Genomic DNA, 21,014 nt, shown 5'->3' on the forward strand with positions numbered 1-21,014 from the left:
CGCGGCGGTTACCTCGCGGTTACGGAACCTCGACGAGGTCGATCACGAAGATGAGCGTCTTGCCGCCCAGGAAGTGGCCGCTTCCGGCGGGGCCGTAGGCGAGGTGCGGCGGGATGGTGAGCTTGCGGCGGCCGCCGGCCTTCATGCCGGGGATGCCCTCCTGCCAGCCGGCGATGAGGCCGTTCAGGGGGAAGGTGATGGTCTCGCCGCGGTTCCAGGAGGAGTCGAACTCTTCGCCGGTCTCGTACTCGACACCGAGGTAGTGCACCTCGACGGTGGCGCCGGGGGTGGCTTCTGCTCCGGTTCCCTCGACGATGTCGACGATCTCGAGGGTGGTGGGCGCCGGCCCCTCGGGCATGTCGATCTCGGGCTTGGAGTTCGTTGAATCTGTCATGCATCCATCCAAGCCCACCCCGCCGCGGAGGTCAAAAGCTCCCCGGCCGGCGCCCTCAGGTGAGGCGGATGCCCGCCGCGGCGGAGAGCGCCAGGCGGTCGCCCAGGACGGCGTCGAGCAGCTCGGACTCGTCCTGCCGCGGGGCGATGGCCGAGCGGCCCACGAGCAGGCGTTGCCGCACGAACGCCAGACGCGTCGCGTGCCGGGTGAAGGATCGCATCGCGGCAGCCCCGTCGCCGGGCAACGTCTTCGCCCAGCGCAACGCCTGGCGGCGGCCCGCTCCCGTGGAGAGCATGTCGACTTCAGCCGCGGTGAACCAGCCCGCGTCGGCGTACTCGGTGAGACGGGCGCGGGTGAGCTTCGCCTCGGACCTGCGCAGCAGCACCACGAACACCACCGCGAGAACGAAGAGCGGCACCTGAACCACGAAGTAGAGCAGGAAATACCCGCCGAGGCCCTCGACCAGGAACGTGGAGCCGTTCCAGAGCGCATGCAGACCGATGGCCAGCAGCAGGCCGAGCAGGAAGATACCGACGCCCGGCAGCCATCCCCTGCGTCGCGCGGCGAAGCCGAGAGCGACACCGGTGCAGGCCGTGAACATCACGTGGGCGAACGGCGACATGATGCCGCGCAGCACGAACGTGAAGCCCAGCCCGACGCCACCCGACTCGATCAGCGACTGCCCGAAGTAGAGGATGTTCTCGGTGAACGCGAACCCGGCCGCCACCGTGGCTCCGTATACGAGCCCGTCGACCGGCCCATCGAACTGCTTGCGGAAGAACAGCAGGAGGATGAGCACACCCGCCGCCTTGGCGCTCTCCTCCACGACCGGCGCCTGGATCACCGACGACCACAGGTCGCTCGGGGAGACCGTGCCGTCGCTCGCCACCTCCACGATGAGCTGCACGCTGAAGTCGACGATGAGCGCGATGGCGACGGATGCCGCAGCCCCCCAGAGAAAAGCGAACCACAGCGCGGGCCGCGGCTCGGGCTCCCACCGGTCGATGAGGGTGATGACCGTGATCACGACCGCGAGCGGGACGAGCGCGATGACGGCGCAGATCACGAAGGCGGCGGGGCCGAGACCCAGCACGAGGTAGCCGATGACCGCCAGGAAGACGAAACCGAGAACGATGATCCCCACGATGCCGAGCACGAGTGTGGTGGTCGATCGTCGGGGAGCAGAACCGGGTGCCGGCAGCACGGGCATCGGCGGCAGCGCGTCGGCGGCACGGCCAGGCAGCGCAGGCGGCTGCGCCACGGCGCTGCCCGTACCTGCCGCCTGGGGGATCTGGGGATCGAAGAGCGTCAAGAGCTTTCCTCACGTTCGCGGTCGCTGCCAGCGTACTGCAGCCGGTTCAATACACCTTGCCCGGATTCAGGATGCCCGCGGGGTCGAACACCTGCTTGATCTGCCGTTGGATGTCGAGTCCGCGTTCTCCGAGCTCACCGGCCAGCCACCGTTTCTTGAGCAGGCCCACCCCGTGCTCTCCGGTCAGCGTGCCGCCGAGCCGCACGCACGCCGTGAAGAGCTCGTCGGCCGCCTGCCACACGAAATCGGGCACGAACTCCCCGGGCTCGGTGCGATCGCGCGGGATCACGAAATTGGGGTGCAGGTTGCCGTCGCCGGCATGCGCGACGGTGGGGATCTCGAGCCCGTAGGCGGCACCGATTCGCTCGATCTCGGCGAACATCGCGGCCAGTTGAGTGCGCGGCACGCACACGTCCTCCACCAGAACCTCGCCCTGGGCGTCGAGCGCATGGCCGAAGCTGCGCCGGAACGCGAGCAGCTCCTCCCCCGTCACCTCGTCGTCGGACACCATCACGCGATGCCCTCCCGAACTCCGCAGCACACCCTCGACGGCACGCGCCTCCTCGGCCGCGCCGGCACCGTCGGCCTGCACGAGCACGAAGGCCGCGCCCGGCGCGATCGGCTCACGCCCGAGATAGAGGCTCACGGCGGCGCAGGCCGCCGCATCCATGAGCTCCATCACCGCGGGCCGGATGCTCGCCGCCGTCACCGAGGCGCACGCGGCCGCCGCTGCGGTCACATCGTCGAAGAAGGCCCCGACCGTCCACACGGCCCCCGCGGGGATCGGCCGGATCCGAACGGTGGCTCCGACGATCACTCCGAGAGTGCCCTCCGACCCGGTCATCAGAGCTGTGACGTCGTATCCCGTCACCCCCTTCACCGTGCGCCGGCCGGTGGTCAGCAGCTCACCGTCGGCGAGCACGACCGACAGACCCAGAACGGCCTCCCGCGTGACTCCGTACTTGGCGCACATCAGGCCCCCAGCGTTGGTGGCGATGTTGCCGCCGACGGTCGAGATCGCCTTGCTCGCCGGGTCGGGCGAGAACACGTAGCCGTGAGGGGCGAGGGCGTCGCTCAGGTGCTGGTTGATGACCCCGGGCTCGACCACGGCCAGCTCGTCGTCGAGCGAGATCTCGAGGATGCGGTTCATCCGAAGAACGCTGAGCACGATGCATCCGGGGGTCGACGTCGCTCCCCCGGCCAGACCGGTTCCCGCACCGCGCGGCACCACGGGGGTTCCCGTCTCGGAGGCCAGACGCATCACCGCCTGCACCTCCTCGGCCGACTCCGCCTCGACGAGCGCGAGCGGGGCGGCGGCCGACCACCAGCCCGATCTGTCGGTGCGCGTCGCCTCGAGCGCGGCGCCCTCGGTCAGCAGCCTGCCGGGCACGATCGCATGCAGGCGGGCGATCAGGTCGGAGGGCGGGATGGGCGAAGCGGTGACCATCCCGCCATCCTATTCAGAGCGGGCGGGGGCTGGATTCGTCGAGCTCGATGATCGGGATCGCCGACGTGATCGCCTCGATGCCCGACAGCCGTGCGGGTGAGATGAGCTTCATCACGCGCTCGCGACTCATCAGATCGGCCTCCACCACGAGGTCGGCGATGTTGCGGTGCGTGAGCAACGCCGTCTTCGCCAGGGCGGATGCCGCGGCGTACCCGATGTAGGGCGTGAGCGCCGTGACCACGCCCACGGACGTCGACACCATCGTGTCGAGCCGGTCGAGGTTCGCGGTGATCCCGTCGACGCAGTTCACCCGCAGGGTGCGCCAGCCGCCCGTCATCCACGCGAGGCTCTGCAGCAGCGAGTGGGCGATCACGGGCTCGAAGGCGTTGAGCTGCAGCTGGCCGCCCTCGGCCGCCATCGTGATGGTCATGTCGGCACCGGCCACCGAGAACGCCACCTGGTTCACCACCTCGGGGATCACGGGGTTGACCTTGCCGGGCATGATGCTCGAGCCGGCCTGGCGCGCCGGGAGGTTGATCTCACCGAAGCCCGCCTGAGGGCCGCTGGAGAGCAGCCGGAGGTCGTTGCAGATCTTCGACAGCTTGATGGCCGAACGCTTCAGGATGCCCGACAGGGTCATGAAGACGCCCGCATCGCTCGTGGCCTCCACGAGGTCGGCCGCGGTGACGTGCTCGAATCCGGTGAGCTCCCGCAGGTGCCGGCACACGGTGGCGGCGTAGTTGGGGTCGGCGGTGATGCCCGTTCCGATGGCGGTGGCGCCCAGGTTGATCTCCCAGAGCAGCGGCAGCACCGACCGCATCCGCTCGAGATCCTCGGTGAGGGTGGTGGCGAAACCGTGGAACTCCTGGCCGAGGGTCATCGGCACCGCATCCTGCAACTGGGTTCGGCCCACCTTCAGCACGTGGGCGAACTCGAGGCCCTTCGCGGCGAACGAGTCGCGCAGCAGCTCGTGCTCGGCGAGCAGACGCTCGAGGCCGAAGCACATCGAGAGCTTCACGGCCGTGGGGTACACATCGTTGGTGCTCTGGCTGCGGTTCACGTCGTCGAGCGGATGCAGGATGTCGTACGCACCCTGCGGGTGACCATGAGCCACGAGCGCCACGTTCGCGATGACCTCGTTGGCGTTCATGTTGGTCGAGGTGCCCGCACCGCCCTGGATGACCCCCACGATGAACTGGTCGTGGAACTCACCGGTGCGGATGCGCTCGCACGCCTCCTCGATCCACTCCGCCTTCCAGGGGTCGAGCACCCCGATCTCGCGATTCGCGCGTGCCGCGGCCTGCTTCACGATGGCGAGCGAGTTGATGAGGTCGGGGTAGACCGAGATGGGGCGGCGGCTCACCGGGAAGTTCTCGAGGGCGCGGGCCGTGTGGATGCCCCAGTAGGCGTCTCGGGGGATCTCGACCGAGCCGAGGCTGTCGGTCTCCGTGCGAGTGGTGGTGGTGGCGGGGACGTCGGTGTTCGTAGGGGTCGTGTCAGGGGTGGTCACGATGTAGAGCTCCATTGCTTGTCGTATCGCTTGTGGCTGGACGACACGACTCTAGCTGAGCTTGCGCATCAGGCCGCGGATGAATCCCGCCTTGCGTTCGGTGAACGGCGGGTACACGAGCTTCAGGGTGTCGGGCGCCAGGCGCTTCGACAGAACCGCCTTCTCGTGGCTGAACGTCTCGATGCTGCGGCGGCCGTGGTAGTTGCCCATGCCGCTCTCCCCCACGCCGCCGAACGGCAGTCCGGTGACGCTCAGGTGTGCCACGGGCACGCCGAAGCCGACCGCGCCCGAGGAGGTCTCGGTGAGGATGCGCTTCGCCGTGGTTCGCGAGTTCGTGAAGGCATAGAGCGCCAGGGGCTTCTCCCCGGCGCGGATGAAGGCGATGGCGTCATCCAGGCCGCCCACCGTCACGATCGGCAGGATCGGACCGAAGATCTCCTGGGTCATCACCGGCGAGGAGGGGTCGACGTCGCCGAGCACGGTGGGAGCGATGTAGCGGCTGCGGTCGTCGGTGCGGCCCCCGGTGAGTACGGTCTGGCCCTCGAGCAGCCCCCGCAGCCGGGTGTACTGCTTCTCGTTGACGATGCGGCCGTAACTCGAGCTCGAACGGGGATCGCCGTCGTAGAGCTCGGCGATGGCGTCGACCAGGTGCGGCACGAGCTGCTCGGACACCTCGGCGGTGGCGAGCAGGTAGTCGGGGGCCACGCAGGTCTGGCCGGCGTTCATGAACTTGCCCCAGGCGATGCGCCGCGCGGCGGCGGCGAGGTCGACCGTGTCATCGACGTACACCGGCGACTTGCCGCCGAGTTCCAAGGTGACCGGTGTGAGGTGTTTGGCGGCCGCGGTCATCACGATGCGGCCCACGGCACCGTTGCCCGTGTAGAAGATGTGGTCGAACCGCTCGGCCAGGAGCTCGGTGGTCTCCTCCACCCCGCCCTCCACCACGGCCACCGCGCGCGAGTCGAGGTACTGCGGCACCAGCTCGGCCATGAGAGCGGATGTCGCCGGTGCCAGCTCGCTCGGCTTCATCACCACCGCGTTGCCGGCCGCCAGGGCACCCGCGACAGGAGCCAGCAGCAGCTGGAGCGGGTAGTTCCAGGGTGCGATCACGAGCACCACGCCGAGCGGCTCGAGCATCGTGGAGGCGCTCGCCGGAGCCAGCGCGAGCGGAACCGCTACCCGCTTCGGTCGCAGCCAGCCGCGCAGGTGCGCGAGCGTGTGCTCGATCTCGGCGATCACGATGCCGATCTCGGTGAGCTGCGCCTCGGCGGGGTTCTTGCCGAGGTCGTGGAACAGCGCATCCTCGATCTCGGACGACCGCTCGATCAGCATGCTCTTCAAGGCCTTCAGCTGACGGATGCGCCACGCGAGGGAGGTGGTGACGCCCTGGTCGAACGCGGAGCGCACGATGGGCACGACGGGACTGACGGGTATCGCGGTGGACTCCAGAGTCATGACCCCATCGTAGAAGGGTGTCAGCCGTGGAAGAAGGGCACGATCAGGTAGATCCCGAAGAGCACGGCGAGGGCGCTGAGGGCGAAGCAGATGGACGAGAGCACGGTGGCGTAGGCCGGCCTGGACTGCCGGCCTGTCTGCGCATCCGGCTTCGTGAGGAAGCGGAAGCGCAGGCCGAACGAGTAGAGGCTCACGACCACGGCGGTCGCCAGCAGCGACGCCAGAGCCACCACGATGAAGGCACCCCAGTCGATCATCGTGCCGCCTTCCGCTTGCGCCTCGTGGCCTTGGGGCTGCGCACCGCGATCGTGGCCGCGTCGACCTCGCTGATGGCGTTGCTCGAGTCGACGCGGTTGCGGCGCGAGAGCACGAAGATCGTGACGATCACCCCGAGGCCCACCACGAGGTCGATCACGATGCCCGTGGCGCCCGTGCGGGCCACGAACGCGGCCAGGGCGCCGACGATCGCGGAGGCCGGGAGGGTCATCAGCCAGCCGAGGCCGATGCGCCCCGCGGTGCGCCAGCGCACCGAGGCGCCTCTGCGGCCGAGTCCCGATCCGATCACCGATCCGGAGGCCACTTGCGTTGTCGAGAGTGCGAAGCCCAGGTGGCTCGAGGCGAGGATGGTCGCCGCGGTCCCGGTCTCAGCGGCGAAGCCCTGGGCCGGCTTGACCTCGGTGAGTCCGGTGCCGATCGTGCGGATGATGCGCCAGCCGCCCATGTAGGTGCCGAGGGCGATGGCCACTGCACAGGTGACGATGATCCAGAGGCTGGGTCCGCTGCCCGCATCGAGCAGACCCGCCGAGATGAGGGTGAGAGTGATGACGCCCATGGTCTTCTGCGCGTCATTGGTGCCGTGCGCGAGCGCCACGAGCGAGGAGGAGAAGATCTGGCCGTAGCGGAACCGCCCGCGCACGCCCGACTGCGCGCTCGAGGCCGGCATCCGGGTGATCGCGTAGGCGAGCCGAGTGGCGATGAAAGCGACGAGACCGGCCACGAGCGGGGCCACGAGGGCCGGGAGGATGATCTTGCTGACCAGCACGGAGTAGTCGACGACACCGAAGCCGGCGCCCACGATGGCCGCGCCGATGAGGCCGCCGAAGAGGGCGTGTGACGAGCTCGACGGCAGGCCGAAGAGCCAGGTGACGAGGTTCCAGACGATGGCACCGATGAGCCCCGCGAAGATCATCTCGGGAACGATCTGCACACCGTTCGAGCCCTCTTTGATGAGGCCACCCGAGATGGTCTTCGCCACCTCGGTGCTCAGGAAGGCGCCGACCAGGTTCAGCACGGCCGCCAGCGCGACGGCCACTTTCGGCTTCAGGGCTCCCGTGGCGATCGGTGTCGCCATGGCGTTGGCGGTGTCGTGAAAGCCGTTGGTGAAGTCGAAGAACAGGGCGAGGGCGATCACCAACACGACGATGACGGTGAGGTCCACCCGCGTGTTCTCCCGACTGATCTCGTGTGTGGCGCGCATCCCGAGATTTCATCGGCTGTTCATGCACTGGGGGTGGCATCGATTGAGCCGACACGATGATCGCATTCCCCCCAGTCGAGGTCAACTCCGAACCGCGCCGTGGAAGCGGCGGCGCGGAACGAGCACGGATTAGGCTCGTCACATGCGCCCTCCCGTCGCCGCCCGCAAGCCCCTCGATCGCGTTCACCACGGCGACACCGTGGTCGACGCCTATGAGTGGCTGCGCGACAAGAACGATCCCGAGGTCATCGCCTACCTCGAGGCCGAGAACGCGTACACCGAGGAGGCCACCGCACACCTCGCGCCCCTCCGCGCGAGACTGTTCGACGAGATCAAGGCACGCACCCGCGAGACCGATCTGTCGGTGCCCGTGCGCGACGGCGGCTTCTGGTACTACACGCGCACCGTCGAGGGCGCCCAGTACGGTGTGCACTGCCGCGCCGCCGTGAGCGGGCCGGACGATTGGACTCCCCCGTCGCTCGAACCCGGCGTGCCCGTGCCCGGCGAGCAGATCGTGCTCGACGACAACATCGAAGCCGAGGGCCACGACTTCTACTCGCTCGGCTCCTTCGACGTCAGTCCGGACGGCCGGCTTCTCGCCTACGCCGTCGACACCGTGGGCGACGAGCGGTACACGCTCCGCATCCGCGACCTCGACACGGGCGACAACCTGCCCGACGTGGTCGAGAACACCTTCCCCGGTGCGGTGTTCTCGGGCGAAGGCACCAGCGTCTTCTACCCCACGGTCGATGAGTCATGGCGGCCCGACACCATCTGGCGGCACACGGTGGGCACCTCCGCCGGTGCGGATGAGACCGTGTTCACCGAGCCCGACGAGCGCTACTGGGTGGGCGTGGGGCTCACGCGCAGCAAGAAGTACCTCGAGATCGCCCTGGGCTCGAAGATCACGAGCGAGGTGCACCTGCTCGACACGACCGATCCGGATGCCACGTTCCAGGTGGTCTGGCCACGCCGCGAGGGTATCGAGTACTCGGTGGAACATGCGGTGGTGGGCGGCGAAGACCGCCTGCTCGTGCTGCACAACGACGGCGCCCTCAACTTCGAGCTGATCGCGGTGGCTCCGGATGCGCCATCCGATCGCTCTCGCTGGCAGACCGTGCGGGCGCACGACCCCGCCGTTCGGCTCGAAGACGTCGACGCCTTCGCCGGGCACCTCACCCTCGACTACCGCCGCGACGGACTCACCCGCGTGGCGGTGCTGCCGCTTGACGCCGGCACCACGTCTCTCGCGGGTGCGGCGTTCACCGAACTGCGCTTCGACGAACCGCTCTTCTCGGTGGGCACCTCGGGCAACCCCGAGTGGGAGCAGCCCACCATCCGCTACGGCTACACCTCGTTCGTCACGCCCTCGTCGGTGTTCGACTACGACGTGCACACGGGCACCTCGACGCTGCTGAAGCAGGCGCCGGTGCTCGGCGGGTACTCGGCCGGCGAGTACGAGCAGCGGCGCGAGTGGGCCACGGCTCCGGATGGAACGCAGGTGCCGATCTCGATCGTGGCACGCCGGGGCATCCTCTCCTCCGGCACGCCGGCTCCCTTCGTGCTCTACGGCTACGGCTCCTACGAGGCGTCGATCGACCCGTCGTTCTCGATTCCGCGGCTGTCGCTGCTCGACCGGGGCGTGGTGTTCGCGATCGCGCACATCCGGGGCGGCGGCGAGATGGGCCGGCACTGGTACGAGAACGGCAAGACGCTCACGAAGAAGAACACCTTCACCGACTTCGTGGCGTGCGCCGAACGGGTGATCGCGCTGGGCCTCACCACCCCTGAGCAGCTCGTGGCCCAGGGTGGCAGCGCCGGGGGGCTGCTGATGGGCGCGGTGGCCAACATCGCCCCGCAGCTGTTCGCGGGAATCCTGGCGCAGGTGCCCTTCGTCGACGCACTCACCTCGATCCTCGACCCGTCGCTGCCGTTGACGGTGATCGAGTGGGACGAGTGGGGCGATCCCCTGCACGACCCCGAGGTCTATGCCTACATGAAGTCGTACTCGCCCTACGAGAACGTGACCGCGCAGACCTACCCGCGCATCCTCGCGGTGACCAGCCTCAACGACACCCGCGTGCTCTACGTGGAGCCGGCCAAGTGGACGGCGCGTCTGCGTGAGGTGGACGCCCCGGTGCTGCTCAAGACGGAGATGTCGGCAGGCCACGGCGGCGTCTCGGGCCGCTACGCCCGCTGGGAGGAAGTCGCCTACGAGTACGCCTGGCTGCTCGACGTGCTCGGCCGCGCCGACTGAGAGCCCGTTCGGCGCTTCATCCGCGGAGAAGGCCAAACGAGGCGCACAGCGAGGCGCTATCGGCGCCGCTGTGCGGCTAGCTTGGCGAAGTCCACGCTAGGCGTCGCGCTGCTGTGCACTCAGTCTTCGAGGGCTGAGCGGAGCAACGACACGAGGGCGTCGAGTTGCACGCTGTCGGTCGAGCCGACCTCGGCGTCGGAGCCGTCGAGGGCTCGGGCCGCCAAGCCCTGCTTCGAGTCGATCAGCTCGGCGATGCGCGTGTCGATGGTCTGGGCGGCGATGATGCGCCAGGCCGTCACCGGCTCTTCCTGGCCGATTCGGTGCACCCGGTCGATGGCCTGGGTCTGCTCGGCCGCCGTCCAGGAGAGCTCCGCGAGAACCACGTTCGACGCCGACTGGAGGTTGAGGCCGACGCCGGCGGCGGTGAGCGAACACACCGCGACCGAGACATCCGGATCGTTGTTGAAGGCATCGATCTCGCGCTGGCGGAGCGTGGCCGACTGGTCGCCGCGGATGGAGACCGTCTTGAGCTCGCGCTTGGCGAAGAGCTCCTCGGCCGCATCCATCACCGCGATGTGCTTCGCGAAGAACACGACCTTTCCCACCGAGCGGGCCAGTTGCGCCGCGTAGTCGGCGGCGAGGCCGGCCTTCGCGGTGCCGATCTGACGCACCATGGTGAACACGTTGAGGCCCTGTTCGGTGGCCTGGGTGTCTTCGAGCTCTTGGCGGGCCACGAGGCGCATGAGGTCGTCGTCGGGCAGGTCGTCGACCTCGTCGCCGCGGGACGCCGCGCGAGCGGCGACCAGGCGGCGGTAGCGGGTGACGAGGCGGGCCTGCAGCTCGCGCTCGGCGTCGCGGATCGAGCGACCGAGGTCGTCGTCGAGCTCGACGGGCAGATCGACGATGCGCTTCGAGGGCAGGTCGGCGGCCACGTCGATCTTGCGGCGGCGCACGATACCCATGTCGATCACGGCTTCACGCGCCTCGGCGAAGAATCCGGTGTCGGCGGGCGTGAGGCCCACCTCCTCGAGTCGCTCCATGAGCACGGGCGTGGGCTTGGTGCCGTCGATCCAGCCGAGGAACTGCCAGATCGCGCGGAAGTCGTCGACGTCGTTGATGAGCGGCGTGCCGGTGAGCGCCATCATGAGCGGGTTGCCGCCGGGGGCCGTGTGCCGGATGCGGTCGGCCAGCGCCAGCACGTTGCGCGAGCGCAGCGACGACATGTTCTTGATGAAGTGCGCCTCGTCGACCACCATGCCGCGGAAGCCCATGGTGCCGAGCCACGACAGGTGCCGGTCGAGCACCTCGTAGTTCACCACCACGACGTCGGCGAAGGCGTCGAGGTTCTCGCCGTCTCCGTGCACGACGGTGGCGCGGCGGTGCGGCGTCCAGATCTCGACCTCGCGGGCCCAGTTCATCTTCACGACGTTCGGCACCACCGCGAGCAGCGGGTACGCGTCGGCGACGGATGCGGCCAGCAGCGACTGAGCCGTCTTGCCGAGGCCGGGCTCATCCGCCAGCAGGAAGGTGCGGTGCCCGGCCTGCACGCTCTGCAGGAACCGGGACTGGTGCACCATGAGCTCGTGACCGGGAGGTGAGAGCCGGTCGATGGTGGGCGCCTCGGGCAGCTCCATGCTGGCGGCCCGCCCGCCGGCCCCGTACTCGAAGGCACGGTAGAGGGGCCCGAGCAGCTCCCAGTTGCTGAGCCGGCCCGCACCGTGCGGCTTGGCCGGGGTGAGGTCGGGGGCCATGAACGGGTTGGCGAGCTGCCGCGACTTCACCGAAGTGGGCACCACCTGGCGCTCGGCGAGCTCGGGTGGCACGACCGTCGCGGTGGGTGCGATCACGTCGGGCTCGTCGTCGGGCACGTCGTAGCCGGCGTCTTCGAGGTACTCGCGACGCAGCTTCTTGGCCGCCGGCGAGAGGCTGGTGGCGTCGTTCTCGAGCAGGGCGATGAGCGACGTGTCCCGCGCGGCGGTGCGCGCCAGGATCGAGGCGATTCCGTCGAGCCGCTTCAGCTGCTCGGCGCGCTCGGCGTCGCTGAGTGCCGCATCCGTCTTGATCGAGGCGCGTTCCTCGCGCATGAGCAGAGCCACCACGAGGAACTTCGTGCGATTGGCGGGGGCGACTTTGCCCCGCTGCGCGGCGGCTTCGACCTCGCGCACTTTGCGCGCGAGGATCGGGATGAGGCCGGTGTTGTCGGCTGTGCGTGTTCGGCGATTGCCGGACCTTGACATCGTTCTCCTGGGAGTGAGGCGGAACGCAAAGGGTGCCTGTTCCGAAAGGCAGCATGCGGCCGGGCAACGAGACGGGGTCTCGGCGGACGCGAAGAGCGGGTGAACCCGATGCGACCTTCAGTCTACGCGATGCACCTTGATCAGCAGGCCACTCGCCACGAACACGATCGCGCCGACCACATGGGCGATCTGCCACGCGATGAGCGGCAGGTCGATGGGCAGCACCGGATTCCAGAGAACGGCGATGGCCGCGAGCGGCGGGATCCACCACCACTGCTTCGCCTGCCCGGCGAACACGCACATGATGAGGGCCAGAATCGCCACCACGTAGCGGGCGATCGTGAACCAGTCGGTGTCGACCACCGCGATGAAGGCCATCAGAGCGATGGCGCCGAGGAGCCCGGGCGCCAGAGCGGGTCGGGTGAAGGCCGGTTCGGTCTGTCGCGTAGTCATGTCTCGCCAATCCTACGCGGCGCTGGATAGGGTGATCCCATGACATATCCGACGGCTGCATCGAATCCCCCGTTCGCCGGCCCCGAGGGCCTCTGGACCGCGGATCCGGTCGAGCTCGCCGCCCGCCTCTTCACTGCGGTGTTCGTGGGCCAGGGTGCCGTACCGCTCCCCCAGAAAGACGTGTCGGAGGTCTACTCGACCCTGGCAGGCCTCGGCGGATACTCGCTGCCCGACGTCCGCTCGGGCAACACCCAGCCCCTCGGTCTCACCGTCCAGCTCGCGCAGGAGGCCATCCTCACCTGGGAGCGCGCCACCATCGCCACGCGCCTGAGCGCCGGGTCCGGCCCGGTCTCGCAGACCATCACGATGCTGCGGTTCGGCCCGGGGGTGCTCACGAGCGCCGACCCGGTCGCCGCTCTCAAGGCGCGCCTCCACTGAACACCGGAGCTCCTGGCATCGTCGTCTTCGGCGATGTGATCGACGACGTCATCGTGGCACCGGCCGGGCCGATCCGGCCCGACACCGATACCCGTGCGCGCATCGAGCGACGATCCGGTGGATCGGCGGCCAACGCGGCCGCCTGGTTCGCCCTCTCGGGTCGCCCCGTCGACTTCTTCGGTCACGTGGCCATGGCCGACGTCGGCCGGCACAGCGAAGAGCTGGCCGTATCCGGAGTCCGGGCTCATCTCACGGGCTCCGACGAGCTGCCCACCGGCACCATCATCGTGATCCTCGACGACGAGCGCTCGCGCACGATGCTCACGGATACCGGGGCGAATGTGCTCACCGGCCCGCGCGACGTCGATCGGGCATTGTTCGCACCCGGCAGCCACCTGCACTTCACCGGCTACTCCGTGTTCCGCGAGTCGGGCGAGTCGTCGGCCGACGACTTCCTCGAGGTGATCCGGGATGCGCGCAGCCGGGGAACATCCGTGTCGTTCAATCCCGGCTCGGCCGGCTTCCTGGTCGACCATGGGCCGGCCGCCCTCCTCGCCGCCACCCGAGGCGCCCACCTCTGCATCCCGAACCTCGATGAGGGCCGGGTGCTCACCGGAGCCTCAGAGCCCGGCGACGTGCTGGCGGCGCTCCTCGAGCACTACGAGCTCGTGGCCCTCACTCTCGGGCGCGGCGGCGTGCTCGCCGGCGTGCGCGGGCAGGATCCCGTTCACGTCGAGGCCCGGCTCGTCGACCCCGTCGACACCACGGGCGCCGGTGACTCGTTCAGCGCCGCGTTCGTCAGCGAACTGCTCGCGAGCGGGCCGGTCGTCGATCGGGACTCCGCCTCCATCTCCCGCGCGGTCGACGCCGACCGGCTGCGCTCCGCAGCCGTCGCCGGAACGGCCGCGGCAGCCCGGGCAATCACTCAGCTCGGGGCACGCCCGCAGCCCGCGCACGGCCTCGTTTCCTAGATTGAACCGTGTGATGGACGACTCCCCCGCCGATGCCGCCGCGCTCGAGAACCTGCGGCAGCTCATCCGCATTCCGACGATGTCGAATCCGGATGCCGCCACCGCCGACTGGGCCGCGTTCGACCTCTTCGCATCCGCACTCGAAGAGCTCTACCCTCTCCTGCACGACGCGCTCGACCGGGAGTTCGTGGGAGGTCACAGCCTGCTCTTCCGCTGGCCGGGCACGTCGGACGGTGCGGCGTCGGTGCTCATGGCGCACTACGACGTCGTGCCGGCGACCGATGAGGGGTGGGAGCATCCGCCGTTCGCCGCCGTGGTGACCGGTGAAGGCGACGACCGGGTGCTCTGGGGCCGTGGCACGCTCGACAACAAGGGCTCGGCGGTGAGCATCCTCGAGGCGACGGAGCGGTCGATCGCCGCGGGTGTCGCGCCCGAGCACGATGTGTACCTGCTGTTCGGCCACGACGAGGAGACGAACGGCACGGGGGCCGCGGCGGCGGTCGAGCTGCTCGTGGCGCGCGGTGTGACCATCGGTCTCGTTCTCGACGAGGGCGGAGCGGTGGTCGAGAACCTGTTCCCCACGGTCGATGTGCCGATCGCGGTAGTGGGCGTCAGCGAGAAGGGCATCACGAACTTCACTCTCACGGTGGAGCAGGAGGGCGGGCACGCCTCGACTCCCCCACGGGTGACCGCCACCGATCGGCTCGCGCGCGCCATCACCCGGGTGGCTGCGAAGCCGTTTCCGGCCCGGCTGAACGACGTGACGGCCACGATGATCCGCACGGTCGGTTCGCACGGCCGCGGACCGCTGCGCTTCGTGTTCACCCGCACGTCCCTCTTCCGGCCGCTGCTCGTCGCCGTGTTCTCGCGGATGAGCGCCGAGACCGCGGCCATGGTGCGCACCACGACGGCCGTCACGCAGCTGTCTGCAGGGCTGGCCGCGAACGCCCTCGCCGAACGGGCTCAGGCCGTGGTGAACGTGCGCATCGCGATCGGCTCGACGGTGGAGGCCACCCGCCGTCACCTCGAGCGCGCCATCGCCGATCCGCTCGTGCGGGTCGACGTGCTGCAGGCCAACGAGCCCGCGCGGGTGTCGCAGACCGAGGGTCCGGTGTGGCGGATGCTCGCCGACTCGGTGACCACGGCCTATCCCACGGCCGTCGTCACGCCGTACGTGCAGACGGGCGCCACCGACTCCCGGCACTTCTCGGCGGTGAGCCGCACGGTGTACCGTTTCAGCCCGTTCGAGATGTCGTCCGAGGAGCGGGCCACGCTGCACGCCAAGAACGAGCGGATGCACGTGAAGACGTTCTTCACCGGCATCCGCTTCTTCGAGGGCCTGCTGCGCCACCTCTGACCTCTCCGCGCTAGGTGCCCGCCGTCTGGTTCACGATGCCGAGTTCGGGCAGGCGGATGGGGCGGCTCGACGGGGGCAGGTCGTGCACGCGCTCCAGGGCGGGGGCGAGCTCGGAGATCCACGCCTCGTAGCCGGCCTCGTTGAGGTGCAGGCGGTCTTCGGTGTAGGCGGGATTGAGTTCGCCGTCTTCCTGGGCCATCACCGGCCACAGGTCGAGGTAGTGCGCCCGCACGGTGGCGGCGAACTGCCAGACGTGGCGGTTGATCTCCTTGACGAACTCCGCGTACTCCCGGCCGCGCGGCAGAACCGACTGCACGAGGATGCGCGCATCCGGAGATGCCGCTCTGATGCCGGCGAGGATGGTCTCGATGTTGCGCACGACGTGCTCGACGGCACGCCGGTTGGCCACGTCGTTCGTGCCGATCAACAGCACGACCGTGTCGGGGTCTTCGGCGGCCACGGTGTCGAGCCGGTCGATGAGGCCGTCGGTGGTGTCGCCACCGACGCCGAGGTTCACGGCCTCGACCTCGGGGAACCACTCCTGCCAGCGGCCGGACTCGGTGAGGCTGTCTCCCACGAACACTGTCTTGGGTAGTGCGGTCATCTTCACCTCCAGGTGGTGGATCGAGATCAAGCTTACGCGGCTTGCCCGGAGACGGCTTCGGAGGGAGCATCGGCGGCCCGCGAGGAGTCGGAGGCCCGCTCCTCCTCCGAGGCCAGTGCAGTGGCCGTGATGCGGTTGGCCATGCCATTGAAGATGACCCCGTGGAACGGCAGGATGGCGAACCAGTAGAGCCGCCCGCCGAGGCCCATGGGGAAGAAGATCGCACGCTGGTCGTAGACCGAGCCGCCGCCTTCCCGGGGGGTGGCACGCATCTCGAGCCAGGCGCGTCCCGGCACCCGCATCTCGGCGCGCAGCCGCAGGAACTCACCGCGATCGATGGCCTCCACCCGCCAGAAGTCGAGGGCGTCGCCGATGTTCAGCCGCTTCGCGTTCCGGCGGCCTCGGCGCAGGCCCACCCCGCCCACGATCTTGTCCATCCAGCCGCGAACGGCCCAGGCGAGGGGGAACGAATACCAGCCGTTGTCGCCGCCGATGCCTTCGATCACGGCCCAGAGATCGGCGGGGCTCGCATCCGTCTCGCGTCGCTTCACGTCGAGGTAGACGGTGTGGCCGGCCCAGTCGGGGTCGCTCGGGAGGGGGTCGCTCACGGCGCCGTCGACCAGCGCATCCTGCCAGCTCGTCTCGACCTCCCCCGACTTCATCTTCTCGAGGGCCAGCCGCACGGCCTTGCGGTAGCGGGTGAGTCCGCCCTCGGGGTCGGGGATGAAGTCGCGGATGTCGTGTTCGTGCGTCACGCAGTCGAACTGCAGGCTCGCGATGATGGGCGTGGCGATCGCCCGCGGGATCGGGGTCACCAGGTTGACCCACTGCGAGGCGAGCCAGGGCGTCAGTACGGGAAGCGACGCGATCGGGCGCTGCTTGAGGCCGGCTTCGAGCGCGTAGCCGTTCATCATCTGGCCGTAGCGCAGCACATCGGGGCCGCCGATGTCGAAGGTGCGGTTGACGTCGTCGGGCAGATCGGCGCAGTTCACGAGGTAATAGAGCACGTCGCGCACGGCGATCGGCTGGATGCGGTTGCGCACCCACTTCGGGGCGGGCATGTACGGCAGCACATCGGTGAGGTGGCGGATCATCTCGAACGACGTGGATCCCGATCCGATCACGACTCCGGCCTGCAACGCGGCCGTCGGTACGCCCGAGTCGAGCAGGATGCGGCCCACGGCCACCCGTGACCGCAGGTGAGGCGAGAGATCACCGGTGAGCGGATGCAGCCCGCCGAGGTACACGATCCGCTTCACCCCTGCCTGGGCGGCGGCCGCCGCGACGTTCTGTGCGGCCTGCTTCTCGGGCTCCTCGAAGTCCTTCTTGCCGCCCATCGAGTGAACGAGGTAGTAGAACACGTCGACTCCCTCGCAGGCGCCGGCGATCGACTCCCGGTCGTCGAGGTCGCCCTCGACGATGTCGACGTCTCCCGCCCACGGCACGTCGCGCAGCTTCTCGGGACTGCGCACGAGCACCCGCACCCCGAACCCGGCAGCCAGCAGCCGCGGCACGAGCCGCCCTCCGATGTACCCGGTCGCCCCGGTCACGAGCGCAAGACGTTTCGTATCAGCCATGCCCTGAACGCTAGTCCGCCTAGCGACCCGCCGCCCGTCCCATCCCGGATGCGCGGCTCCCACTCAGCGAAACTCCTCGCGACTCGCCAAAATCCGCCCCAAAATGCGGGTTTTAGGGCGGATTTTGGCGAGTCGCGAGGAGGGAGCGGGGTTAGAGGAGGGCCTTCGTGTGCCAGACCGTCTTGGTCTCGGTGAAGGCCGCGATGCGCGACAACGTGGGGGACGCCGCATCCGGGCCCTCCTCCGGGGGCAGCACGCGCTTCAGGGTCTCGGCAGCGGCGATCTCGAGGTCGATCCAGTCGAGGGCGCCCGCGCCCACGAGGTCGAGCGCGTTCACATCGGCGTGGCCCGCGAGCCACGGTGCCATCTCGGCCGGCGAGCCCGTGAGCACATTCACGACGCCCTTCGGCAGATCGCTCGTGGCGAGCACCTCGCCGAGCGTGATGGCCGAGAGCGGATACTGCTCGCTGGCGATCACCACGACCGCATTGCCCGTCACCAGCGCCGGCGCCACGGCGCTCACGAAGCCGAGCAGCGACGAATCCTGCGGGGCCACGATCGCCACCACACCCGTGGGCTCCGGCACCGAGAGGTTGAAGTACGGCCCGGCCACGGGATTCGCGTTACCGGCCACCTGGGCGTACTTGTCGGTCCACCCGGCGTACCAGACCCACCGGTCGATGGCCGCATCGACCTGGGCACGGGCAGCGGATGCCGAGACACCCTCGGCCTGCACGATCTCGTCCTCGAACTGCGCGCGGCGCCCCTCGAGCACCTCGGCCACCCGGTAGAGCACCTGCCCGCGGTTGTAGGCCGTGGCGCCCGACCAGCCCGAGACGGCCGCACGGGCCGCCACGACGGCGTCACGCGCATCCTTCCGCGACGCCTTCGCGGCGTTCGCGAGGAACACTCCCTTCGGCGACAGCACCTCGTAGACGCGCCCGGACTCACTGCGCGGGAACGCTCCGTTCACGAACAGCTTGTAGGTCTTCGGCACAGCGATGTGGTTGCTCACAGGTCGCCTCCTTTCAAATACGCGGCGAGGCCGTGGCGGCCGCCCTCGCGGCCGTAGCCCGACTCCTTGTAGCCGCCGAACGGCGACGTGGGGTCGAAACGGTTGAACGTGTTGGCCCAGATGACCCCGGCACGCAGCTTGTCGGCCACGGCCAGGATGCGCGACCCCTTGTCGCTCCAGATGCCCGCCGAGAGCCCGTAGGGCGTGTTGTTCGCCTTGGCGATGGCCTCAGCCGGCGTGCGGAACGTGAGCACCGACAGCACCGGCCCGAAGATCTCCTCGCGCGCGATGCGGTGCGAGGTCGACACGTTCGTGAAGATCGTCGGGGCGAACCAGAACCCGTCGGCAGGCAGAGAGCATTCGGGGCTCCAACGCTCCGCACCCTCGGCCTCTCCGATGTCGGACAGCTCCCGGATGCGCGCCAGCTGCTCCGCGGAGTTGATGGCCCCGACATCCGTGTTCTTGTCGAGCGGATCGCCCACCCGCAGCGTCGACAGGCGCGACTTGAGGCGCTCGACGACGTCGTCGTGGATCGACTCCTGCACGAGCAGCCGTGACCCCGCGCAGCACACGTGACCCTGGTTGAAGAAGATGCCGTTCACGATGCCCTCGATGGCCTGGTCGATCGGCGCATCGTCGAACACGATGTTCGCGGCCTTGCCCCCGAGCTCGAGGGTGAGCTTCTTGCCCGTGCCTGCGGTGGAGCGCGCGATCTCACGTCCCACGGCGGTCGACCCTGTGAAGGCCACCTTGTTCACATCGGGGTGGTTCACGAGCGCGCGCCCGGTCTCGCCGGCTCCGGTGATGATGTTCACCACGCCCGCGGGCAGATCGGCCTGCTGCAGGATCTCGGCGAACAGCAATGCCGTGAGCGGCGTGGTCTCGGCCGGCTTCAGCACCACCGTGTTGCCGGCGGCCAGGGCGGGAGCGATCTTCCACGCCAGCATCAGCAGCGGGAAGTTCCACGGGATGACCTGCGCGGCGACACCGAGCGAGCGCGGGTTCGCCCCGAGTCCGGCGTAGTCGAGCTTGTCGGCCCAGCCGGCGTAGTAGAAGAACCAGGCGGCCACGAGCGGCACGTCGACGTCGCGGCTCTCCTTGATCGGCTTGCCGTTGTCGAGCGATTCGGCCACGGCCAGCTCGCGGGCGCGCTCCTGCACGAGCCGCGCGATGCGGAACAGGTACTTGCCACGGTCACGGCCCGAGAGCTTCGACCAGGTCTTCTCGTAGGCCTTGCGGGCGGCCGCGACGGCACGGTCGACGTCTGAGCTGTCGGCGTGCGCGATGCGTGCGATCGGCTTCTCGGTGGCGGGCGAGATCGTGGTGAACGACTCCCCACCGGCGGCGACGAATTCGCCGCCGATGAACAGGCCGTACTCGGGCTTCAGGTCGAGGATCGCGGTCGACTCGGGGGCCGGTGCGTAATCGAGGAATGACATGGGATCTCCTAGTCGATCGTCACGTAGTCGGCGCCGGAGTACTGTCCGGTCGAGAGTTTCTGCCGCTGCAGCAGAACGTCGTTGAGAAGGCTCGATGCCCCGAAGCGGAAGAGGTGCGGCTGCAGCCACTCCTCCCCCACGGTCTCGGCGACCGTCACGAGGTACTTGATCGCATCCTTCGACGAACGGATGCCGCCGGCCGGCTTCACACCGATCTTCTCGCCGGTGAGCCGGTGCCAGTCGCGCACCACTTCGAGCATGAGCAGCGTCACGGGAAGCGTGGCGGCCGGAGCCACCTTGCCGGTGGACGTCTTGATGAAGTCGCCACCCGCGAGGATCGAGAGCCAGGATGCCCGGCGCACGTTGTCGTAAGTGTTCAGCTCGCCGGTCTCGAGGATGACCTTGAGGTGGGCGTAGCTGCCGTCGGCGCGACGGCAGGCCTCCTTCACGGCCACGATCTGATCGAACACCAGCCCGTAGCGGCCGGAGAGGAACGCACCGCGGTCGATCACCATGTCGATCTCGTCGGCGCCCGCGGCCACGGCATCCGCCGTGTCGGCCAGCTTCACGTCGAGCGAGGCCCGCCCCGAGGGGAACGCGGTGGCCACGGCCGCCACGTTGATGCCCTCATCCGTGCCGGCCGCGTGGGCGGAACCCAGGGCTTCCACGGCGTAGGGCACCATGTCGCCGTAGACGCACACGGCGGCGACGCGCGGCGTCGTGAGGTCGGCGGGGTCGGGCGTGAGCGCCTTCGCCACGAGCGAGCGCACCTTGCCGGGCGTGTCGGCGCCTTCGAGTGTGGTGAGGTCGATCAGCTCGATGATGCGGTCGAGCGCCCAGACCTTCGACGAGGTCTTGATGCTGCGGGTGCCGAGTGCGGCGGCGCGCTGCTCGAGTCCGACGGCGTCGACGCCGGGGATGCCGTCGAGATAGCGCTTCAGGGTTGATTCGGTGAGGTCATCTCCCAGCAGCTCGAGTGCTCGCTGGGCGGGGCTGACCGCTCTGTCTATGGTCACGACGTCTCCGTACTTCTCTCGTCGCCTTCGGCGGGCGAACAGATCGTTCGAACTC

Annotated in this window: 18 protein-coding genes; 4 read left to right on the plus strand and 14 right to left on the minus strand. The window is 69.0% G+C overall.

Translation table 11 applies throughout. The annotated features are described in order from the left end of the window. Window positions 1–19 precede the first annotated feature (19 nt). The 7 genes from EPO52_RS01725 to EPO52_RS01755 are packed head-to-tail and all read right to left on the minus strand — an operon-like array spanning window position 20 to window position 7,556. Window positions 20–394 carry an FKBP-type peptidyl-prolyl cis-trans isomerase gene (locus tag EPO52_RS01725; RefSeq protein ID WP_290801057.1) on the minus strand — a complete coding sequence of 125 codons (375 nt, stop codon included), beginning with the start codon at window positions 392–394 and terminating at the stop codon, window positions 20–22. Window positions 395–449: 55 nt separating this feature from the next. Further along, window positions 450–1,706, minus strand: a complete 1,257-nt coding sequence (locus tag EPO52_RS01730) for a PrsW family intramembrane metalloprotease (protein WP_290801059.1) — start codon at window positions 1,704–1,706, stop codon at window positions 450–452. Window positions 1,707–1,752: 46 nt separating this feature from the next. Beyond that, the gene (locus tag EPO52_RS01735) at window positions 1,753–3,153 is read right to left on the minus strand and encodes an FAD-linked oxidase C-terminal domain-containing protein (protein WP_290801062.1); all 1,401 of its coding nucleotides are present in this window, start codon (window positions 3,151–3,153) and stop codon (window positions 1,753–1,755) included. 13 nt (window positions 3,154–3,166) lie between these two features. Then, complete coding sequence (locus tag EPO52_RS01740; RefSeq protein ID WP_290801064.1) at window positions 3,167–4,663, minus strand: aspartate ammonia-lyase; 1,497 nt, start codon at window positions 4,661–4,663, stop codon at window positions 3,167–3,169. Between the two features lie 51 nt (window positions 4,664–4,714). Further along, a complete protein-coding gene (locus EPO52_RS01745) occupies window positions 4,715–6,118 on the minus strand; it encodes an aldehyde dehydrogenase family protein (RefSeq protein ID WP_290801067.1) in 1,404 nt (467 codons plus the stop codon). Window positions 6,119–6,138: 20 nt separating this feature from the next. Then, window positions 6,139–6,375: a hypothetical protein gene (locus EPO52_RS01750; protein WP_290801069.1), complete on the minus strand. Its 237-nt coding sequence runs from the start codon at window positions 6,373–6,375 to the stop codon at window positions 6,139–6,141. Beyond that, a complete protein-coding gene (locus tag EPO52_RS01755; protein ID WP_290801782.1) occupies window positions 6,372–7,556 on the minus strand; it encodes an inorganic phosphate transporter in 1,185 nt (394 codons plus the stop codon). Before EPO52_RS01755 ends, EPO52_RS01750 begins: the two co-directional genes overlap by 4 nt. Before the next feature lie 181 nt (window positions 7,557–7,737). Between EPO52_RS01755 and EPO52_RS01760 the strand changes: the two genes are divergently transcribed. Beyond that, complete coding sequence (locus EPO52_RS01760) at window positions 7,738–9,852, plus strand: S9 family peptidase (protein ID WP_290801071.1); 2,115 nt, start codon at window positions 7,738–7,740, stop codon at window positions 9,850–9,852. A gap of 119 nt (window positions 9,853–9,971) precedes the next feature. Here the strand turns inward: EPO52_RS01760 and EPO52_RS01765 are convergent, their stop codons facing one another. After that, a complete protein-coding gene (locus tag EPO52_RS01765; protein WP_290801074.1) occupies window positions 9,972–12,089 on the minus strand; it encodes a DEAD/DEAH box helicase in 2,118 nt (705 codons plus the stop codon). Window positions 12,090–12,206: 117 nt separating this feature from the next. After that, window positions 12,207–12,542 (minus strand): DUF6804 family protein, encoded by a 336-nt coding sequence (locus EPO52_RS01770; RefSeq protein ID WP_290801077.1) that lies wholly within the window; start codon window positions 12,540–12,542, stop codon window positions 12,207–12,209. Between the two features lie 39 nt (window positions 12,543–12,581). On the opposite strand from EPO52_RS01770, the gene EPO52_RS01775 reads away from it, so the two are divergent. Genes EPO52_RS01775 through EPO52_RS01785 form a run of 3 tightly spaced genes read left to right on the plus strand, consistent with a single transcriptional unit; the run spans window position 12,582 to window position 15,308 of the window. Then, entirely contained in the window at window positions 12,582–12,980 is a 399-nt protein-coding gene (locus EPO52_RS01775) for a hypothetical protein (RefSeq protein WP_290801080.1), read from the plus strand. 17 nt (window positions 12,981–12,997) lie between these two features. Then, the gene (locus EPO52_RS01780) at window positions 12,998–13,951 is read left to right on the plus strand and encodes a PfkB family carbohydrate kinase (protein WP_290801785.1); all 954 of its coding nucleotides are present in this window, start codon (window positions 12,998–13,000) and stop codon (window positions 13,949–13,951) included. A gap of 13 nt (window positions 13,952–13,964) precedes the next feature. Then, window positions 13,965–15,308, plus strand: a complete 1,344-nt coding sequence (locus EPO52_RS01785) for a M20/M25/M40 family metallo-hydrolase (protein WP_290801786.1) — start codon at window positions 13,965–13,967, stop codon at window positions 15,306–15,308. Between the two features lie 10 nt (window positions 15,309–15,318). On the opposite strand, the gene EPO52_RS01790 is transcribed toward EPO52_RS01785, so the two are convergent. From EPO52_RS01790 to deoC, 5 genes are all read right to left on the minus strand, one after another. Then, window positions 15,319–15,912 carry a GDSL-type esterase/lipase family protein gene (locus tag EPO52_RS01790; RefSeq protein WP_290801083.1) on the minus strand — a complete coding sequence of 198 codons (594 nt, stop codon included), beginning with the start codon at window positions 15,910–15,912 and terminating at the stop codon, window positions 15,319–15,321. 32 nt (window positions 15,913–15,944) lie between these two features. Continuing rightward, window positions 15,945–17,489, minus strand: coding sequence for an SDR family oxidoreductase (locus tag EPO52_RS01795; protein ID WP_290801086.1), 1,545 nt, complete (start codon window positions 17,487–17,489; stop codon window positions 15,945–15,947). A gap of 151 nt (window positions 17,490–17,640) precedes the next feature. Further along, window positions 17,641–18,504 carry an aldehyde dehydrogenase family protein gene (locus tag EPO52_RS01800; protein WP_290801089.1) on the minus strand — a complete coding sequence of 288 codons (864 nt, stop codon included), beginning with the start codon at window positions 18,502–18,504 and terminating at the stop codon, window positions 17,641–17,643. Next, the gene (locus EPO52_RS01805; RefSeq protein ID WP_290801092.1) at window positions 18,501–19,943 is read right to left on the minus strand and encodes an aldehyde dehydrogenase family protein; all 1,443 of its coding nucleotides are present in this window, start codon (window positions 19,941–19,943) and stop codon (window positions 18,501–18,503) included. The genes EPO52_RS01800 and EPO52_RS01805 overlap by 4 nt, the downstream gene beginning before the upstream one ends. 8 nt (window positions 19,944–19,951) lie before the next feature. Further along, window positions 19,952–20,959, minus strand: a complete 1,008-nt coding sequence (gene deoC / locus EPO52_RS01810) for a deoxyribose-phosphate aldolase (protein ID WP_290801095.1) — start codon at window positions 20,957–20,959, stop codon at window positions 19,952–19,954. Window positions 20,960–21,014 lie beyond the last annotated feature (55 nt).

Origin of the sequence: Herbiconiux sp. (assembly GCF_004297105.1) — a bacterium.
GTDB lineage: Bacteria > Actinomycetota > Actinomycetes > Actinomycetales > Microbacteriaceae > Herbiconiux.